Genomic DNA, 18,616 nt, shown 5'->3' with positions numbered 1-18,616 from the left:
TTTCGAAGGCGTTTTGTTTTGTTTTAATCTAATTTAGTTAATAAAATAGGAGCACCTTTTGTCACAACAATCGTATGCTCAATCTGTGCTACTAACGATTTATCAGGAGTCACAAATGTCCAACCATCACCGGATTCCACAATATGTTCTGCTTTCTCAGAAATAAACGGTTCTACAGCTAAAACCATTCCCTCTTTTAATATCGTAGGATCCCATGCATCGTAATAATTCAGTACATGCTGAGGAGCTTCATGTAATGATTTCCCAATACCATGTCCAGTTAGGTTCATAATAACATGTAAGCCATTATCTTTCGCTTCTCTTGCTACGGCTTTCCCGATTTGATTTAAACGAGAACCAGCCTTAACTTTTAGCATCGCACGATCAAATGCACTCTCAGCTACTGCACATAACTTTTCTTTTTCTTCATATCCCTCACCAACAACAAAAGAAATCCCAGTATCTGCAAAGTAACCATCAAGTGATCCAGAAACATCGATATTCACGATATCGCCATCTTGAATAACACGAGAGCCTGGCATTCCATGTGCTACTTCCTCATTAACACTGATACAAGTATATCCTGGGAAATCATATTCACCCATTGGTCCAGAAATAGCACCATGGTCTTTAAATAGCTTGCCACCGATTTCGTCCAGTTCTTTCGTTGTAATCCCAGGTTTAGTTGCAGCTTTCATCACATCACGAATTTCTGCAACAATACGACCTATTTTTTTTAATGCTACTAACTCTTCGTCAGTTTGTACAATCATCTTAACAAGATCCCTTCTTCACTAAATGTATTCTAATCATATCATATTTAGTGAGAATTCGGCAGTGCTAGGCGCGGAGCTTTAACAAATAAAACAGAACAAATAAAAGCAGCTATTAAAAATACTGGAATCATATAAGTAGAATTATAGATTAAAGAATACAAAATCACGTTTTGATCACCAGCAAATTCTCCAAAAAATAGAATACCTGAAGTCACATGTGCTAAATAGCGAAGAAAGCCAGCGATGAATGCACCAATGACAACTGCTGTAATCATTTTCACTTTATCCTTTTGTTCAAATGCTTGTATAAATGCAGGTCTTAGAAAGCCTGCGAATCCTGCAACCATAAAGGCGATGAAATAATCGATTGCTACCTGTGCAATAACTATTTCAAATGATAGTGGGGCTGCATAAAAACGACCTGTCACTACTTGTAATACACCTATTAAAAAGCCAGTAGCAAGTCCCGCAACAACGCCACGACGAAAGGCCATTAGAATAACAGGTACAAGAACGAATGTTACGGATCCACCTTGTGGCATTCCAAAGCCAATCATATCTAAAACATATCCTAGCGCCGCAAAAATAGCTATTTCCATTAATATTAATACTCGTTTATTTTTCATAACAATCCCCTTTTTTGACCACAAAAAAACGACCCCTGGGATAGACCCAGACATCGCGCGATTGTCAGTTTCCATCCACATCCCTACGCAAGCATTAACTTACAGGTTCGAAGGGTACTATCTCAGCCGAATCACCGGCGCCCCTTGTGGTTTGAATTATTTAGTTCGAATTCATTGTAGCTGAATAAAATAAGTAATGCAACCTTCTTTTGTTCATTTGTTATACTTGTAAAAATACTATATGCAAAAGGGGATGTATACATGATTACCTTATTAAAGGATTTGGTACGTATCAAAAGCGATACAATCGAAGGCGCAAATAATGCTTTATTATTCTGTGAAAATTGGCTTGAGGAACGAGGGATTACTACTACCGTCTTAAAGCATGAGGAAAAACTGATGCTTGTGGCAGTAATTGGAGATGGTGATGAATGTATGATTTGGAACGGTCATGTAGATGTTGTTCCGGGGAACCCAGAGCAGTTCGAGCCATTTATAGAAGGAGATTTATTATATGGTCGCGGAACTGCTGATATGAAAGCAGGAGTTGCTGCGATGATGCAAGCCTTTTATGAGCTATCTAAAGAACCTAAAAATCTAACTAAAAAAATTCAATTACATATTGTAACGGATGAGGAAACAGACGGTGAGACATCAAAATTTTTAGTAGATCAAGGATATACTGGTGACTTTGTTATATGTGGTGAGCCTACCCACCTAAAGATTGGCTTACAGGCAAAAGGAATTATTCAATTTGATGTCATACTCAAGGGGAAATCTAGCCATGGAAGCCGTCCATGGGAAGGAAAAAATGCTATTGAACAAGCCTTTCTCTTTGACCAACAGCTCCGCACGCTTTCTTTTTTAACTGCAAGCAATGAGTTCTATGATTATCCTTCCTTAAACTTGGCAAAAATACAAGCAGGCGAACGCTATAACGTTGTACCTGACAATTGCATAATAAGCTATGATCTTCGTTTCGTTCCTGGACAGGATATGCAGAGTATTATCGCAGATCTTACAAAGTTGGCAGGGGAATTTCCCAATAGTGAACTAAAGATTCAAACGACTGCTCCTGCAGTAACAACGAAAGCTATCAACCCATATATACAACGCATTGCTTATGTCACATCACAGTTTATAGGAAAACCTGCTGTATTATTTGGACAGCATGGAGCTGCAGATGCTCGATTCTATGCGGAAACTGGAGCAGGTGCCATTGAGTTTGGACCAAGTGGCGGAGATTGGCATGGTGAAAAAGAATATGTATCTATTTCCTCTACGGAAACCTTCAAAAATATTTTAGTTTCCTTAGTTATAAATAAAAGTATTTCGTAAAAAAGAAGGAGGTTGAGTAGACTGGATAATCCTAGAATTTTATCAGCACTTTCCTATTTTAGTGTATTGTTTGCACCCTTTTTATTGCCCATTATCGTTTATTTTATATCGCAGGATTCTGAGGTTAAATATCATGCAAAAAAATCATTAATCTCTCATATCATCCCTGTTATTTTGTTAGTAATTTTATTCATAAGCGTTTTTACAAGCTTTCTCCCTATTACTTCAGGATTTAATGAACAACCTTCGTTATGGATGGCAGCAGGACCGCTCATACTTATCGCTGTCTATATGCTCGTTTATGTAATAGTAATGATTTGGAATATCGTCCAAGGTATTAAAGTTTTGCGTTAAAGTGAACGTTTGAGTATAGGCTTTTGAGGGTACATAATTATTAAGATCGAAAGCCAAGGAGCGATTACGATGAAAGTAAAAAACTTAGTCAAAACAGCTATTAAATGGGCCCCAATTGTTTATCCCATTATACGAAAAGTAATAAAATCTAAAAAAACTGCACGCTAAAAAGCTGTCCTCCTGATTCGGGGACAGCTTTTTGTTGTTGTGCATTATACTTTGCGCAATGTTTCGACATGTATGCGCAACATTTGTCTGATTATCCGCAACATCTACCTCGTTTGAGCAACTTCCAAATGCTTATGCGCAACTATACATTAGTAGTGCCTAAGCTATATTAATGGCTTCATTTCTGTTAACGAATAGTAATTATCCATTCCTTTTGATCTTGCCACAGGAGACTTCATCTGATCATTAGTTGCATTCAAAATTTGCTCAAAAGTAATTGGATTTGGTGCTGGCAACTCACTTTGTGTCACAAATATCCCATTGTTATATTGCTTAAAGAATGCATTCGCCATAACACGATATCCTTCCATCGTTGGATGCACATCTGCAGGATTTGGTAAAAGAGTTGTAGCGTTTACACCGAACGATTCCTCTACGGATACATATGTCGCCCCATTAATCTCCGACTGCGTTTTTAAAATGGTATGCAATCGGTCTAACTCTTTCTTAATACCTTCCTTTTGGGACGCTCTCACATGAGGATAGGCAAAATAATAGCCCATTACATAAATTTTTGCTTTTGGTGCTGTTGCCTGTACTTCTGTAATAATTTGCTCTATGTTTTTTCGAACATTATTTAACGCAAAATCAGCTGGGATTTGCTGATAGGCAATGGAACCACTTGTTGAATTGACTTGCACCATTTGTAGCAAATCATTAGCTCCTGCTGATATAGTAACTAACGTAGCGTTCTTCAACGTTTCCTTTGCTTCATCCGTCTTAACCTTAGCAAGCACATCCGCAGTTGTATAACCCGGGTAAGCCAATGCTTTCGTATAATAAGCAAGCTGCCCAGTCCTAGTTAGCTTCTGTGCTATTAAATCTGTATAACCAGTATCTATAGCTCGATTCGGTGTTTGACCGGCTGCTAAGGAATCTCCAAGCGCAATATACACTTCTGTTCCCTTGGCATCTACCGTGATAGATCCAAATGAAATAAATAGAATGATTAAAGTGCAAAGCCATTTCTTCAAGCCTATCAACTCCTTAAAAAGCCCAAGTACCTTTTGTAAATATAGGCTCCATTGTTCCATCTACTAATTCACCCATAATATCCATGTCTCCGCTACCAATCATAAAGTCTTCATGAACTATTGATGTGTTAATACCAATGTCCTCTAGTTCACTTTTATTTAAACCACGAGCACCCTCAACACATGTAGGATATGCTTCCCCAATAGCGAAATGGTTGGAGGCATTTTCATCAAATAATGTATTAAAGAATAATACATTCGAAGCAGAAATAGGTGATTCATGTGGTACCAAAGCAATCTCGCCTAAGTATTTTGCTCCTTCATCTGTTCCAATTAGCTCTTGCAATAGCTTCTCACCGGTTGACGCTGTAATGGAAATAATCTTGCCATTTTCAAAGGTTAAAGTAAAATCATCTATTATATTCCCCTGATAGACAAAAGGCTTTGTATTTTTTACGTAGCCATTTACACCTGTTTTGAGTGGTGCAGTATATACTTCCTCTGTTGGCATATTCGCTATGAACGGAACGTTTTGACCATTTTTACTTGCTCCTGACATCCAAATATGTTCTTTCGGAAGCTCGACTTGAATATCTGTTCCTTCTGATTTATAGTGCAGCTTTTTGAAGCGTTTATTATTTAATAGTGTTGCTCTACTTTCGAGGTTATCAATATGTTCTTTCCATTTTTGAACAGCTGTTCCTTCACCTATACGCACAACTTGGAATATTAAATCCCATAATGCCTGCATTTGTTGCTCAGGCTTCAGGTCTGGAAATACCTTAGCAGCCCATTTTTCTGAAGGCATTGCAACGATTGACCATGTAATAACATCATTCATCACTGCTTTACGATAGTTTTCTAACGCTTTGCCACTTGCCTTTTGAAAGCTTGAAATACGATCAATCGAAACGCCTTCTAATAGGTCAGGATTATCTGCATCAATCCATAATAATGCGCCTTTATTTTCGATTAGCTCATCACGCTGCATAGCAGCCCATTTCGGGAATTCATGGAAGGCATCATCTGGAGCAAAATCATAAAATGCACGTGCACTTACTTCATCTGTATAATTTACGTCTACTCGTTTCGCACCTGCTTCATACGCCTTTTTCACTATTAAACGTGTAAATTCAATTGTGTCCGTCGTCGTATTTATAAGAAGTGGTTGGTTAGGCTGAATGTTCAGACCCACTTTTACTACTAATTCAGCATATTCTTCAAGCTTTTGTTGAAAATCCATCTTTATTTCCCCTTTTGAGCGATAGTTTTGGATGATCCCTCGATTAATTCGCCGCGATACCATACTTTTTGAACTGGCTTTTTAGGAAGCTCTTTTGTCCACTTTTTATACGTCTTTTCATCAGAATAAGTTAACAACGTCATTACCTCTCCATCCGCTCCAGCACGTCCTGTACGTCCCGAACGATGTAAGTACTGTTCGACCGAATGCGGTACATCTACATGGATAACATGTGTAAGCCCAGAAATATCTAAGCCTCTTGCTGCCACATCCGTAGCAATCAATAAGCTCACCTTACCGCTTTTAAAATCATCCAATGCTTTCTTCCGTTCATCTTTTTTCATCTCCGAATGAAGAGAAACGATTGGTGCATCTCTATATGCAAGTTTTGCATCCTTCATTAAGAGCTGATCTAGACTATTTACGAACGCAAGACCACGCATACCTTTTAAATAAGAGATTCTACGTAACAATTCGGTTTTATCACGAGGTTCCGTCTTCACAAAACTGTGTACAACTTCACCTTGCGATGGGACATCTTCTGCAGATACTTGAATACGCACAGGATCCTTCATCATTCGTTCCGCAACTAATTCTATTTCTTCTGTAATTGTTGCAGAAGTAACAATCAGCTGACTTTCCACAGTTGCGTCGACTAGACTTTTCACAGTTGTACGATGCTCTCGGCTTAGGAGTTGGTCTCCTTCGTCTAGAACAACGATGTTTATCTCATGCATTTTTAGTTTTTTAGTTTTCACTAGCTCTTGTAATCTGCCTGGAGTACCAACGACAATTGTCGGCTTCTTTTTAAGCACATCAATCTGTCTGTTAATATTTGCTCCGCCGATTAATTGGGCAACCGAGATGTTTGTATCTTTCACCCATTCACGGAATACCTCCACAATTTGCATACCAAGTTCCTGAGAAGGAATGATTACCATTGCCTGTATTTGTTTCTTGGTTGGATCAACCATCTGCAGGATTGGAAGCACGTAAGCAAGTGTTTTTCCAGTTCCTGTTGGAGATTCTGCCACAACGTCAGAACCATCCAACATATGTGGGATTAATTTGGATTGTATCGGCATTGGAGATGCAAAATTTGCATCCTCCCATTTTTTTTGTAATGTTTCATTTAAATTAGTTATAAAAGTCAAGTTTGTTTCCACCTTATCTGTATTTGAGTCAAGTGTACCATATTTTTTATATCGACTAATATTTATAGATAATAGAGGTTTGTTCAAAAAAAAGTGCCCTGTAGGAAAGGCACTTATCTACTCTCATCTTCAGTTGTATATTCCTTCATTAATTCATAAAAGTTTAACTCATATAATTGTCTTCCATCAATTTTATATACACCTTTGTTTACAAACTCTTCAATAATATCATCACGTTTTTGCTCAGTTTGTGATTCTTTAATTTTCATCATGTTTACTATCTCCTTGCAATATTCTTACTATCCTATATTTACCCATTCTTATGTTTTATAAACTCGCTTTTTTTGAAAGCAACTGTAAACGAAGGGAAAGCTTTGCGAATAAAGATATAGCATAGATAGCCAAGAAAAGCACCAAGCGTATTTAACCATAAGTCATCGACATCACTACTCCTACTTTGAGGAAGCTGCATAATTTCAATAAATAAGGATATGCCTAGACCTACTAATATAGGAAATATAAAAAACTCCATTTTTTTAAAGAGTAGAGGTAAGAGAAACCCAATAGGCATAAAAAGAATAATATTACCAAGAAAGTTAATATAAAATGGCTGCCAAAATCCTAAGTATATAATGGCATTATATGTTTCTTCTACAACACGAAATAATTCTAAATTAACGCCAGTAGTATAAGCAGGCACCTCACCTGCTTTGGGTAATATCGTTTGAGAAAACAGGCCAACAAGCACAGAGAAAAAAACTAAAATGCCAAGCTCATGTAAAAACTCCTTTAGCTGAAATCCTCTCTTCTTCCAACGAAACAGTCGCCAAATGACAATCAATGGAAGTGCTATCCCTATAAAAAATAACATATCATCTAAATAATTTATAATTACATGCATTTACTCACCTTCAAATAGCTCTTCTAAAAATTTTTCCCGATGGTCTAAAAAGTATTTCGTAATTTGATAATGTCCAGTCATTTCATAATCGATTTCCTCAATCTCTCCATCATCAAAACTTAGGATTGTCGATTCTGGATACCCTAAAATAATGGGAGAATGTGTCGCAATGATAAATTGGCAATTCTGTTCCTTGATCAAATCATGCATGATACGTAAAAATGCCAATTGTCTCTGTGGTGATAACGCTGCTTCTGGCTCATCTAAAAGATAAATAGCTTGACCATTAAAACGATTTAAAAATAGCGATAGAAAAGACTCTCCGTGTGATTGTTCATGAAGCGATTTTCCACCGTAGCTATCTAGTACACCTTCTCCAGGATTTTCTCTTTCCTGTTCATCGATATGAGATGCAAATTGATAATAGGATTCTGCTCGTAAAAAGAAACCACTCGTCACTTTCGGCATCCAGGAAAGTTTAAGATATTTCCCTAGAGCACTTTCTGCAGAGTCTACATCATATAAATTATTCCGGCTTCCACCTGCTGTATTAAATTCACATTTATCTGCAATTCCTTCTAAAAGTGTGGATTTCCCTGTACCATTCTCGCCTACAAAAAAAGTTACTGTTGAGGTTAACTCAAGCTCTTTAAAGTTGCTAATAGCTGGAATGGTGAAGGGATATTGACTTTCCACTTGCGGCTCTTTGAAAAGGGTCACTCTATTTAAAAACATATGATTCCTCTCCCACTCATACTATTTATTATTACTTAAGAAAGGTTGTCTGCCATGGATCTACCTGTTCGTATAGAAACGAAATATATTAGGAAAAGTTCACCAAACATTAATGTTTATTATCCTATTGTTACTAACTTACCTCATCCCGCAGTAGAAAAAAAGATAAATGCTGATATTATTCATGCACTAAACACGCTTTTGATCGAACAAGGATTTTACAGTGAGCATTTAGTAGAAATGGTCAGTACTTATGAAATCAAAACAAACGAGCGTGGAGTGCTAAGCTTAAGTTTGACTGTCTATTCCTTTACAGGAGGTGCACACGGACTTACAATTACAAAATCACTCACCTTCGATGTGAAGACAGGTAAGCTATATGTACTAAGTGAACTGTTTAAGCCGGAAAGCAATTATGTTAAAGTTCTTTCTGAAATGATTAAAAAGAAAATAATAGAGTGGGATGTCCCACTATTAGAGGATTTTACACAAATACGCAGTGACCAAGATTTTTATATTGCCGATCACTCACTCGTCATTTACTTTCAAGTGTATGAATTGACTCCATACGTATACGGCTTCCCTTATTTTCCAATTACTATCAAAGATATAGAAGGAATTATTCGGGAAGATGGAATTCTAGAAAAAATGGTACCATTCTAGTGACACGAACTCTTTAGTACGGTAAAGTATTAAGTAAATACATGCTGGAGGTTTCGGTGAATGAAAAAAGCAATTTTCTTTGACTTAGATGATACTTTACTATGGGATAATAAAAGTGTGTCCGTTGCATTTGACAAAACATGTGCATACGCAGCGGCACAGGTTAATGTAGATCCACTTGCATTAGAACAATCCGTACGTGCAGAGGCAAGTGCATTGTACGATACATATGAAACACGCACATTTACCCAAATGATCGGTATTAATCCCTTTGAAGGATTATGGGGGACATTTGACGATCCTTCAGAGGATTTTCAAAAAATGAAAGCCATCATACCAGAATATCAACGATTAGCATGGACAAAGGGATTAGAGAAACTAGGGATAGATAATGAAGAATTAGGCAGAAAGTTAGCAGAACATTTCCCGAAAATGCGAAAAGAAAGCCCATTTATATATGAAGAAACCTATGAAGTATTAGATAAATTAAAAGGAAAGTATACGTTATTATTAATGACAAATGGCTCGCCGAGTCTTCAAAACATTAAATTGGAAATCACACCGGAGATAGCTGCATATTTTGACCATATACTTATTTCTGGCGCTTTTGGTAAGGGGAAACCCGATCCATCGATTTTTGAACATGCTCTTGAAATTGTCGGATTGACGGCAGATGACGTATTGATGGTCGGCGATAATCTAATGACCGACGTTTTAGGATCTTCTAGGGTCGGCATGCAATCCGTATGGATCAACCGCGAAGAAAAACCTGTCAGTGAAGAAGTAAAGCCTACATATACAATTAAGAACTTAAGAGAGCTATTGACACTGCTTGCATAATTAAAAAGCTGAATCCAAGACAAGTACTTGTCCTAGATTCAGCTTTTTTGTTGGTTGCGAGCGGATACGCTCCTTTCTCGGTCGCATAACACTCAGCCTCGAGCGGGCGATTGTCACCCGAGCGCATAGCCTCTTCTCGCGGGCGGATACGCTCCTCTCTCTGGCGCATAACCCTCAGCCTCGAGCGAGCGATTGTCACCCGAGCGCATAGCCTCTTCTCGCGAGCGGATACGCTCCTCTCTCGGTCGCATAACGCTCAGCCTCGAGCGTTAGATTGTCCTCCGAGCGCATAACCTCTTCGGGCGAGCAGATACGCTCCTCTCTCGGGCGCATAACGCTCAGCCTCGAGCGGGCGATTGTTCCCCGAGCGCATAGCCTCTTCGGGAGGGCGGATACTCTTCTCTCTCGGGCGCATAACGCTCAGCCTCGAGCGTTAGATTGTCCTCCGAGCGCATAACCTCTTCGGGCGAGCAGATACGCTCCTCTCTCGGGCGCATAACGCTCAGCCTCGAGCGGGCCGATTTACCTCCGAGCGCATAGCCTCTTCTCGCGAGCGGATACGCTCCTCTCTCGGGCGCATAACACTCAGCCTCGAGCGGGCGATTGTCCTCCGAGAGCATAGCCTTTTCGGGCGGGCGAATACGCTCCTCTCTTGGGCTAACAGAGTCACCCGACCGCAAACCTTAACACATACTATTCATCTCTCTTATAGATCAATCGGTGTTGCATCAAAGATGTCTTCTAATGCTTTAAGCTGTTCAATACCAGAGTTTTCTACATGCTTATCAATGGAAAGCATCATGATTGCATCTCCACCTACTTCTGAACGCCCCACTTGCATGGCGGCGATATTGATACCTTCAGAAGCAAGTAATGTTCCTACTCGTCCAATAGCGCCGGGTTGATCTTTATGACGGATAAACAATAAGTAGCCAGATGGGATTACATCGACGATAAAGTCATCTACACGTACAATGCGTCCACCCAATCCATTTAACAAAGTACCTGCTACTTTTCTTGTTCCAGCTGAAGTTTTTATTTCAACTGTGATTAAGCTAGTAAATCCTTTTGATTTAGAAGTTTTTAATTCATTGACAGTTATACCTAAACGGTCTGCCAGGAATTTTGCATTTACATCATTAACAGATTCACCTAGTTTGCTTTTTAGAAGACCTTTTACAGCATTACGAGATAATGGACGAGTATCTAGGTTTGCTAATTCTCCAGAATAAGTAATATTTACCTCCTCCGGAACTCCTTCAGTAAGATCGCTTAGGAATGAACCTAATTGCTCTCCTAGATTAAAGAATGGCTCAATTTTAGCTAGGACATCCTTTGGCACAGAAGAAAGATTAACTGGATTTTTCACTGTTCCATTTTGTAGGAAGCTTACTACATCATAGGATACATCGATTGCTACAATTTCTTGTGCTTCTACAGTACTAGCACCTAAATGAGGGGTTGCGATAACCTGTGGAAGGGTTAATAATTTATGTTCTACAAACGGTTCTTCCTCGAATACATCTAATGCAGCTCCTGCAACCTTACCTGACATGATTGCATCGTACAATGCATCTTCATCGATAATTCCCCCACGAGCACAGTTAATAATTTGAACGCCGTCTTTCATTTTTTCAAACGCTTCTTTATTAATTAAATGACGAGTTTCTTTTAAAAGAGGGGTATGCACAGTTATAAAATCTGCCGCTTTGATAACATCCTCTACTGAACCAAATTGAACACCTAATTTCTCCGCTCTTTCAGCTGTTAGGAATGGGTCGTACGCAATGACATTCATACGTTGGCCTTTCGCACGGAAAGCTACCTCTTGTCCAATTCTTCCGAAACCTAGAACACCTAACGTTTTGTTCTTCACTTCTACACCGATAAATGTTTTTCGATCCCATTTTTTATTTTTCAAAGAATGGAAGGCTTGTGGGATATTACGCGCAAGTGACATAAGCATAGCGATTGAATGTTCTGCTGCTGAGTTTGTATTTCCGTCTGGAGCATTAACAACGATGATCCCGCGTTCTGTTGCAGCAGTTAAATCGATGTTATCTACTCCTACTCCAGCCCGACCAATTATTTTTAAATTAGTCCCTTTTTCAATAATTTCTCGAGTAACCTGTGTTTGGCTACGAACTAATAATGCATCAAACTCACCAATTTTTTCGCCAAGTTGTTCTGGTGTTAGTGCGGTATCTACGACAATATTAAATCCTTCTGCTTCTCTTAATGGGAAAATACCGTCTTCGCTTAGTGGATCACTGATTAGAATATTGAATGTCATGTTATTTTTCCTCCTTATTTTTGAAAACATAAAAAAGCCCTTCACTCCCTACAATCATGTAAGGGGCGAAGAGCTTATAATAACTCACGCGGTACCACCCAAATTTTACTGCAATTATCTTGCAGATCTCTATTAGTATGCTTAACGCGCATTAACGGATGAACCTAAATCCTCTGTTTTTAGTCCACCAATTCTAGAGTGCTACCCCACAAACGAAACCACTGATTTACACCGACCATCAGCTCTCTTAAGATTTCAATATGTAAAGCCTATCTCCGTCAAAATTGTTCACACTTTATTGAATTAAACTTATCATACGCATCAGCAAATTAATTGTCAATATAGTTAAAAAACTTGTAAACGCTACCATTTTATTTTTCATTCCCAAAATGCTGATTTCATGCAGTTTACTCATTTGAAAAAATATTTTTATTTTTTTATAATTCGTGTTCTGACGATAAAATCAATAGAATATAAATACATATACATATTCACCTCTAAAAATACGAACTTTATTAAGATATTTTATTTTAAAGTTCGTATTAATAAAATAATATTTAAGAAATAACCACAAAGTTATTGACCTCTAACGATAAAGTTTGTACACTGTATAAAACCATCTGTTTTTTCCATAAGTACAATCATATAAAAAAGTAAGGATTTGATTAGATGAAGGTAAGTAAATTTGGAGGAACTTCTGTAGCAAGCGCAGTCCAAATAAAAAAAGTAGCTGCAATTGTTAAAGCAGATCCATCTCGAAAATTTGTCGTTGTGTCTGCACCGGGTAAACGCTTCGATGCCGATAAAAAAGTAACAGACTTACTAATCGAATTGGCAGTTGCCGCAATACATAATAAAGAAGTGGAAGAAAAACTCCGTCAAGTAGTGGATCGTTATAAGGAAATTGCACAGGGCCTATCACTAGACGAGACCATTTGTGACGTGATTGAAGAAGACCTACGAGCACGCATCAGGGAAGATCAAAGCGTTATTGAATTATTTATAGACAATATTAAAGCAAGTGGAGAAGATAATAATGCAAAACTAATTTCTACTTATTTCACAAGTATTGGTCTTGACTCTCAATATGTGAATCCGAAGAATGCTGGATTAGTCGTAAATGATTTTCCTGAACGAGCACAAGCCTTGCCTCAGGCATACGACAATCTCCATGCATTAAACAACCTTACTGGAGTCGTTGTGTTCCCGGGCTTTTTTGGATATACACCAAACGGGGTTCTTCGCACATTCGATCGGGGAGGGTCAGACATCACCGGTTCAATACTAGCGGCCGCGGTCAAAGCAGATTTATATGAAAACTTTACCGATGTCGATTCTGTATTTTGCGCTAATCCTAAAGTAGTAAACCATCCTGCGGAAATAGAAGAAATAACATACCGAGAAATGCGCGAGCTTTCCTATGCAGGCTTCTCTGTTTTTCATGATGAAGCATTAATGCCTGTATATAAAAGCGGCATTCCAGTATGTATTAAAAATACAAATAATCCATCGGCTCCTGGTACGAAAATAGTAGATAAGCGTAAAGCAAACAAACGTCCTGTAACTGGAATTTCTGCTGATAATGGATTTTCTATTTTATATGTAAGCAAATATTTGATGAACCGAGAAATTGGATTTGGTCGTAAGCTTCTTCAAATTTTAGAGGAAGAGCATATTTCATATGAACACACACCATCAGGATTAGACGACATTTCCGTTATCATGCGAAGTCATCAATTAGATCCAGAAAAAGAAGAGCGTATTTTGAATCGTGTATTGAACGAGTTAAACGCAGATGATGCCCATTTCCGTCATCATTTTTCGATGATTGTTATTGTAGGAGAAGGCATGAACAATAGTACTGGACTCGCAGCTCGTGCTGCAACTGCCATTGCAAATACTGGTTCAAATATTGAAATGATTAACCAAGGATCATCAGAGGTCAGTCTAGCATTTGGAGTACATGAAAGTAGTGAGAACAAAATACTGCGTGCACTATACAGCGAATTTTTCTCTGCAGTAACAGTTGGATAATATAATAAACCAGACTACCTCTTAGTTAGAGATAGCCTGGTTTATATTTTTTTGCAAAGTAGCTAGTACTAGCGAAAATTCAGTACTTTTGCTATTTCTCTGCCCGTCGCCTTTTACTTTAATATCTAAATAACATAGTAATGAACTCGTGACCGCCACCGATTGTCCAAAATAATATTAAGTCTCCACGCTTAATGTTACCAGATTCGATTCCTTCATGAAGGGCAATAAAAGGACTGCTTGTACCAGTATATCCATAGCTGTCTCCTACATAAATAACTTTTTCTTCTGGTATATCAAAATGGTTTTGAATTTCATCCATATTAACTTTAGCAAATTGAGACAAGCAGAACACGTCCACATCATCAATTTTAAGCTGATTCCTTTCTAAAATGGATTCAAACATTTCATACGTATATGGTAGTGACATCGTTCCGTCAAATGGGAGCCAATGCATGAATTCTGCACTTTCATTAGATTTAATCGTTTGGGATAATCCCTTGTGTGGATATAGAATATTATTTCGGTTACTTGAGTCTACTTCAAACATCGCGTCGACAAATCCTGTATTAGTCGCAGTCTTTTCTAATATAATTGCAGAAGCAGCATCTCCAAAGTTCGCAAAGGTCATTGCATCCTTTGGATCAGCCACTAATGAAAGATAGTCAGAACCTATCACAAGTGCGGTATTAACATGTGGATTGGATTTCATGTATCGTGACGCCTGTTCTACTCCTATCGTCATACCAGCGCAGTTTGCATTCATATCAAAAATAACTGTTCCTTTTTTTGCTTGAATAGCATTGTGAATGAACATAGCGTTGGTTGGAACAGTTACTTCAGGTACTTGAGTAGAAAATACAATCATATCTATATCCTTACCTTCTAATCCCGCTTTTTTCAATACCCGATTTGTTGCTTCAATCGCCATCGTAATAGTATTTTCTTCAAGATTATCAATGACATAACGCTGTTTTCTTCCCATAATATTCAAGAAATTTGTAATATCTTTTTCTTGTTTTTTAAAGTGTTCGAGGTAAACATCATTGTTTACTTGCTTTTTCGCATGGTAAACATCCACTGCTTTAATTCTTATGTTAGTCATAGTCGTAATAACCTCTCTAATGAAATTTTAGAATTATATCGAAGTCCGTATCATTTTTTTATCCCATCAATTTTACGAGCTTGTTATTCAAATACCCAATAAAAAAGGCAGGATCTATTAATAGCTCCCTACCTTTTTACGAGTATTAATATTTTTGAATTACTTCAAACGTAGTTAGCCCCACATTATTCGCCAAGCGTTTTAATTGCATGGAGATTATAGCACTTTTCTTAATGCCTACTTCTACTTTCTTAAATCCAGTAGATTTATAAAGTGCTAAACAATTTTCAAGATCGGGTATCATTTCTTTTGTTACTACATCCAAATCTCTGCAATCAAATTCCAAGACGAATTCGCTGGCATTAATCGATGCTAGCTTAAGCTGATAATCATCGATAAATTGTTTAGCTTTTTCAGGAGTAAAAGTTCCACTCACCGTCATATCAACCGTTTTATCACTAAGATTTACTTTCATTGTGTAAGTACCTTCTGCCATAATATAATACACTTCCTTATTACAATCTATGAGAATTTTCATTTAGCCTTTTCATTTAATAGGGATATTTACTTAGAATTTCCTCCCTATTTTAGATATATACAACTAAAAAAATTCCCCACTATAAGTATCGACATATAACAAATTTTGTTAATATCTATTTAATATTACATAACTTTATTTTTGTTTTTCATGTTGAAATTGGTTTCAAATGGTTGAACCCAATTAACTTTGTATAGTGAACAAGTGTCATCTGCTCATTTACCTTCCATTCATCACCTGTTTTCAGATAGCCCATTTTCTCGTATAAATAGCAATTTCTTTGTTCCTGCTTAATCGTATCTAGCTCCCAGCTTTGCGCTTGTGGATACATACTTTCTAGACGGCTCATGACCTTTTGGGCAATTCCTTTACCCTGAAACTGTTGTAAAATATTGATCATATGTAATCGCATAATGCCCGAAGACTTCGGATAAACATGGACACTTCCTACCAATAAGCTATCTTCATAGATTTTAAAATAGTCTCCTGTTTGCAGACGTTCTGTAAATCTTTCAAAAGATTGGAAAACCGGACTCGTATCATGATCCTGATATTTTTCATAAATAGGTTGAAAAACCTTTTTTTGCATCGCAAATAATTCTTCAGCATCTAATAGACTAGCCTTCCTTAAAGAAATAGATGATCTGCTAATCTGGAAAAGCGGTTCTAGAATATGATAAGGAATGAAATCCCTACTTTCGACAAGCTCGAGTATTTCATCCATTGTTGCCCATTTAGCATCTGCTACCTCTTCGTACTGCAGATTTAATTGTTCCAGATCTATTTCTTGTTTTACCAACCAATGATCATCAAAACCACGAGAAAACTTTACAGTAAATACAACCTCTGCATGATCCATTTGTAGCTCAATGCCCAATTCTTCTTTAGTTTCACGCATAGCACCTATTTCACTAGTTTCTCCTACTAAAACAGATCCTGCAGCAGCACAGTCCCACATATTAGGCCACCCTATTTTCCAAGGCTGACGCTGTTGTATAAGAAACTCTCCTTTTTCATTCATAATCCAAATATGAACAACCTGATGAAAGTCCCCTTCCATCATTTCATCTCCTCTTATCCAAGTCTTTCCTGTTTTCTCTCTGAACTCATTTAAGATATCCCATTGTTCTATTTTCTCCACCCACTTTACTTAATTTACCATTGAATTAGTATATCATTTTTGCTCGTTATTTTTGACCATATTTGACATTTGTTTTTTTGTGTGAGATAATGTCCTAGTTAACATTTGGTACGACATAGTTTTTAGATATTGGCATTCTGCTATATGTGTTTTTGATAATACTTATTCACACTGGAGCGGCTACAGGGTCGCAAGGACGTAAAAGAAGGTAGGGTTTACGTTGCTTAGGTTAGAAGGCAACCAGTGGAACAATTTACCGCGGCATTGAAAGTGTTTCTTTCATGGAAATTATTCCCCGAGCTTTTCGGGATGAAATTTAAAATTCAAAAGTTATGTTATACCTATACAAAATCAAGGGGTGTTCTCATTAGGAGAACACCCCTTGTCCAATTATACGGCTATTTCTTTTTTTCGTTTATTGTATTCTTTAAACATCAGCAGATAGATGAATCCACTTAGTAACGCTAAAGCTGCTAGTATAACAAATGTCCATGTAAACCCAATCCATGTGACTAGCGGAAATACTAATGGTGCAATTGTACGACCAATTGTATAGCGCAAACTTGCCGCCGCAAAATACTGTCCCCTCATATCATCAGGAGCTAATTTTGAAACAAAGCTTTCCTGCAATCCAACCGTTGCTAGTTCTCCTAATGTAAAGATTGCCATAGCAATTAGAAAAACCCAGAAGTTCGCTGTCATCGGAAATACAAGCATTGCCACTGCGTATAAAAACGAGGATAGAAAGAATACCCACTTTTCCGGATACTTCGTCATCCATCTGGTGACAAATACCGTAAACATCACTACTAATAATCCATTTTCCGAAAGTAAAATACCGAACGAACCTTCCCCCGTTACCGCCCACTCCCTGTTAAACAGATTACCAAGTACCTGCTTATCAATAGCTTCCTTCATATAAACTGGTATGAGCATATCCAATTGCATATATGTTTGTGCCAACAAAATACCAGCAATGACAAATAAGAAGAAAACCTTATCCTTCACGATCAATCCATAAGCTTTAACTTGCTTGACGACAACCTGCATCCAATTATTCGAGCCGCTTGCCATCTGTGCCCGTACATCAGTCGGTAACGTCTCTTCTGTTAAAAATCTAATGGCCAATCCAACCAAACAGAAAATAATTCCAGAAACCAATAAAAGCACAAAACGGTAATTAAAGAATAATACCGCTCCTACTATTGGTCCAATAACTACCGAAATATTTATGGACGTATAGAACACCGAAAATACAGTACTTCTGTCCTTCTCTGGCACAACATCTGCGACAATTGCTTGACTTGCAGGATGATACAAGGAACCAGCCATACCTGCAATCGTAAAGGCCACAAAGCTTAGCATCGGTGAATCGAACCATGGAGAATTCGCAAAAGCAAATAAAATAAATGCTAGCCCTTCTGCAGTTGCAGAGAAAAATAACATTGTCCTTCGACCAAATCTATCTGCACAATAACCTCCGATTAAATTAGAACCAACCGAAAATACTTGCGATGCAACGAGTAAAATCCCTGCCATACTCGTACCAAATTCATCAGCAAAATAAATCGCTAAAAAGGGAAATACCATCCAAAAACTTAAATTACTAAAAAACTCTCCAAACAAACGGACCTTCAAACTACGATCCCAATCTCTTATTCTCATCATTTTTT

General features: G+C 37.7%; 18 protein-coding genes, 1 riboswitch and 1 other annotated feature. Of the genes, 5 read left to right on the top strand and 13 right to left on the bottom strand.

Going from position 1 to position 18,616, the window contains the following annotated elements; all coding sequences use genetic code 11:
- Positions 1-23: 23 nt before the first annotated feature.
- Positions 24-773 carry a type I methionyl aminopeptidase gene (gene map, locus MKY37_RS15165; protein WP_340778475.1) on the bottom strand — a complete coding sequence of 250 codons (750 nt, stop codon included), beginning with the start codon at positions 771-773 and terminating at the stop codon, positions 24-26.
- Positions 774-820: 47 nt separating this feature from the next.
- Positions 821-1,402 (bottom strand): energy-coupled thiamine transporter ThiT, encoded by a 582-nt coding sequence (thiT, locus tag MKY37_RS15160; RefSeq protein ID WP_340778473.1) that lies wholly within the window; start codon positions 1,400-1,402, stop codon positions 821-823.
- Positions 1,403-1,465: 63 nt separating this feature from the next.
- Positions 1,466-1,557: riboswitch (TPP riboswitch) on the bottom strand.
- A gap of 106 nt (positions 1,558-1,663) precedes the next feature.
- Here thiT and MKY37_RS15155 point away from each other — a divergent pair.
- Positions 1,664-2,740: a M20 family metallopeptidase gene (locus MKY37_RS15155; protein WP_340778471.1), complete on the top strand. Its 1,077-nt coding sequence runs from the start codon at positions 1,664-1,666 to the stop codon at positions 2,738-2,740.
- A gap of 21 nt (positions 2,741-2,761) precedes the next feature.
- On the top strand, positions 2,762-3,094 hold the full coding sequence (locus MKY37_RS15150; RefSeq protein WP_340779954.1) for a DUF4870 domain-containing protein: 333 nt from the start codon (positions 2,762-2,764) through the stop codon (positions 3,092-3,094).
- A 332-nt stretch (positions 3,095-3,426) separates the two neighbouring features.
- Here the strand turns inward: MKY37_RS15150 and MKY37_RS15140 are convergent, their stop codons facing one another.
- The 6 genes from MKY37_RS15140 to MKY37_RS15115 all read right to left on the bottom strand — a co-directional run bounded on the left by MKY37_RS15140 (position 3,427) and on the right by MKY37_RS15115 (position 8,329).
- A complete protein-coding gene (locus MKY37_RS15140) occupies positions 3,427-4,296 on the bottom strand; it encodes an SGNH/GDSL hydrolase family protein (RefSeq protein ID WP_340778466.1) in 870 nt (289 codons plus the stop codon).
- Positions 4,297-4,309: 13 nt separating this feature from the next.
- Positions 4,310-5,539 carry an aminopeptidase gene (locus MKY37_RS15135; RefSeq protein ID WP_340778464.1) on the bottom strand — a complete coding sequence of 410 codons (1,230 nt, stop codon included), beginning with the start codon at positions 5,537-5,539 and terminating at the stop codon, positions 4,310-4,312.
- Between the two features lie 2 nt (positions 5,540-5,541).
- Positions 5,542-6,693: a DEAD/DEAH box helicase gene (locus tag MKY37_RS15130; protein ID WP_340778462.1), complete on the bottom strand. Its 1,152-nt coding sequence runs from the start codon at positions 6,691-6,693 to the stop codon at positions 5,542-5,544.
- A 113-nt stretch (positions 6,694-6,806) separates the two neighbouring features.
- Positions 6,807-6,965 (bottom strand): Fur-regulated basic protein FbpA, encoded by a 159-nt coding sequence (locus MKY37_RS15125; RefSeq protein ID WP_340778459.1) that lies wholly within the window; start codon positions 6,963-6,965, stop codon positions 6,807-6,809.
- Positions 6,966-7,003: 38 nt separating this feature from the next.
- Positions 7,004-7,564, bottom strand: a complete 561-nt coding sequence (locus tag MKY37_RS15120; RefSeq protein ID WP_340778457.1) for a VanZ family protein — start codon at positions 7,562-7,564, stop codon at positions 7,004-7,006.
- A gap of 30 nt (positions 7,565-7,594) precedes the next feature.
- The gene (locus MKY37_RS15115) at positions 7,595-8,329 is read right to left on the bottom strand and encodes an AAA family ATPase (protein ID WP_340778454.1); all 735 of its coding nucleotides are present in this window, start codon (positions 8,327-8,329) and stop codon (positions 7,595-7,597) included.
- A 54-nt stretch (positions 8,330-8,383) separates the two neighbouring features.
- Between MKY37_RS15115 and MKY37_RS15110 the strand changes: the two genes are divergently transcribed.
- Both MKY37_RS15110 and MKY37_RS15105 read left to right on the top strand, forming a co-directional pair.
- On the top strand, positions 8,384-8,992 hold the full coding sequence (locus MKY37_RS15110; protein WP_340779953.1) for a DUF3298 and DUF4163 domain-containing protein: 609 nt from the start codon (positions 8,384-8,386) through the stop codon (positions 8,990-8,992).
- Between the two features lie 60 nt (positions 8,993-9,052).
- Positions 9,053-9,832, top strand: a complete 780-nt coding sequence (locus MKY37_RS15105) for an HAD family hydrolase (RefSeq protein ID WP_340778452.1) — start codon at positions 9,053-9,055, stop codon at positions 9,830-9,832.
- A gap of 706 nt (positions 9,833-10,538) precedes the next feature.
- On the opposite strand, the gene serA is transcribed toward MKY37_RS15105, so the two are convergent.
- Complete coding sequence (serA, locus tag MKY37_RS15100; protein ID WP_340778450.1) at positions 10,539-12,125, bottom strand: phosphoglycerate dehydrogenase; 1,587 nt, start codon at positions 12,123-12,125, stop codon at positions 10,539-10,541.
- A 58-nt stretch (positions 12,126-12,183) separates the two neighbouring features.
- Positions 12,184-12,416: a binding site (T-box leader), on the bottom strand.
- 378 nt (positions 12,417-12,794) lie between these two features.
- Here serA and MKY37_RS15095 point away from each other — a divergent pair.
- Positions 12,795-14,159, top strand: a complete 1,365-nt coding sequence (locus MKY37_RS15095) for an aspartate kinase (RefSeq protein WP_340778448.1) — start codon at positions 12,795-12,797, stop codon at positions 14,157-14,159.
- 118 nt (positions 14,160-14,277) lie between these two features.
- On the opposite strand, the gene MKY37_RS15090 is transcribed toward MKY37_RS15095, so the two are convergent.
- The 4 genes from MKY37_RS15090 to MKY37_RS15075 all read right to left on the bottom strand — a co-directional run bounded on the left by MKY37_RS15090 (position 14,278) and on the right by MKY37_RS15075 (position 18,608).
- On the bottom strand, positions 14,278-15,264 hold the full coding sequence (locus tag MKY37_RS15090; RefSeq protein ID WP_340778447.1) for a ketoacyl-ACP synthase III: 987 nt from the start codon (positions 15,262-15,264) through the stop codon (positions 14,278-14,280).
- Between the two features lie 145 nt (positions 15,265-15,409).
- Entirely contained in the window at positions 15,410-15,760 is a 351-nt protein-coding gene (locus MKY37_RS15085) for a hypothetical protein (protein ID WP_340778445.1), read from the bottom strand.
- A 190-nt stretch (positions 15,761-15,950) separates the two neighbouring features.
- A complete protein-coding gene (locus MKY37_RS15080) occupies positions 15,951-16,943 on the bottom strand; it encodes a bifunctional NUDIX hydrolase family protein/GNAT family N-acetyltransferase (protein ID WP_340778443.1) in 993 nt (330 codons plus the stop codon).
- A gap of 390 nt (positions 16,944-17,333) precedes the next feature.
- Positions 17,334-18,608, bottom strand: a complete 1,275-nt coding sequence (locus MKY37_RS15075; protein WP_340778441.1) for an MDR family MFS transporter — start codon at positions 18,606-18,608, stop codon at positions 17,334-17,336.
- Between the last annotated feature and the right edge of the window lie 8 nt (positions 18,609-18,616).

This window comes from Psychrobacillus sp. FSL K6-2836 (assembly GCF_038003085.1).
In the GTDB taxonomy this organism is placed as follows: Bacteria; Bacillota; Bacilli; order Bacillales_A; family Planococcaceae; genus Psychrobacillus.
The sequence above is the reverse complement of the archived record's forward strand: the minus strand, read 5'-3'. Positions and strand labels throughout refer to the sequence as shown.

Bases quoted from the DNA above. Each gene is read 5' to 3' on its own strand.
- MKY37_RS15135 (WP_340778464.1), bottom strand. From the start codon at position 5,539: ATGGATTTTCAACAAAAGCTTGAAGAATATGCTGAATTAGTAGTAAAA.
- MKY37_RS15155 (WP_340778471.1), top strand. From the start codon at position 1,664: ATGATTACCTTATTAAAGGATTTGGTACGTATCAAAAGCGATACAATC.
- MKY37_RS15075 (WP_340778441.1), bottom strand. From the start codon at position 18,608: ATGAGAATAAGAGATTGGGATCGTAGTTTGAAGGTCCGTTTGTTTGGA.
- serA (WP_340778450.1), bottom strand. From the start codon at position 12,125: ATGACATTCAATATTCTAATCAGTGATCCACTAAGCGAAGACGGTATT.
- MKY37_RS15120 (WP_340778457.1), bottom strand. From the start codon at position 7,564: ATGTTATTTTTTATAGGGATAGCACTTCCATTGATTGTCATTTGGCGA.
- thiT (WP_340778473.1), bottom strand. From the start codon at position 1,402: ATGAAAAATAAACGAGTATTAATATTAATGGAAATAGCTATTTTTGCG.
- MKY37_RS15115 (WP_340778454.1), bottom strand. From the start codon at position 8,329: ATGTTTTTAAATAGAGTGACCCTTTTCAAAGAGCCGCAAGTGGAAAGT.
- MKY37_RS15090 (WP_340778447.1), bottom strand. From the start codon at position 15,264: ATGACTAACATAAGAATTAAAGCAGTGGATGTTTACCATGCGAAAAAG.
- MKY37_RS15085 (WP_340778445.1), bottom strand. From the start codon at position 15,760: ATGGCAGAAGGTACTTACACAATGAAAGTAAATCTTAGTGATAAAACG.
- MKY37_RS15110 (WP_340779953.1), top strand. From the start codon at position 8,384: ATGGATCTACCTGTTCGTATAGAAACGAAATATATTAGGAAAAGTTCA.
- MKY37_RS15095 (WP_340778448.1), top strand. From the start codon at position 12,795: ATGAAGGTAAGTAAATTTGGAGGAACTTCTGTAGCAAGCGCAGTCCAA.
- map (WP_340778475.1), bottom strand. From the start codon at position 773: ATGATTGTACAAACTGACGAAGAGTTAGTAGCATTAAAAAAAATAGGT.
- MKY37_RS15105 (WP_340778452.1), top strand. From the start codon at position 9,053: ATGAAAAAAGCAATTTTCTTTGACTTAGATGATACTTTACTATGGGAT.
- MKY37_RS15125 (WP_340778459.1), bottom strand. From the start codon at position 6,965: ATGATGAAAATTAAAGAATCACAAACTGAGCAAAAACGTGATGATATT.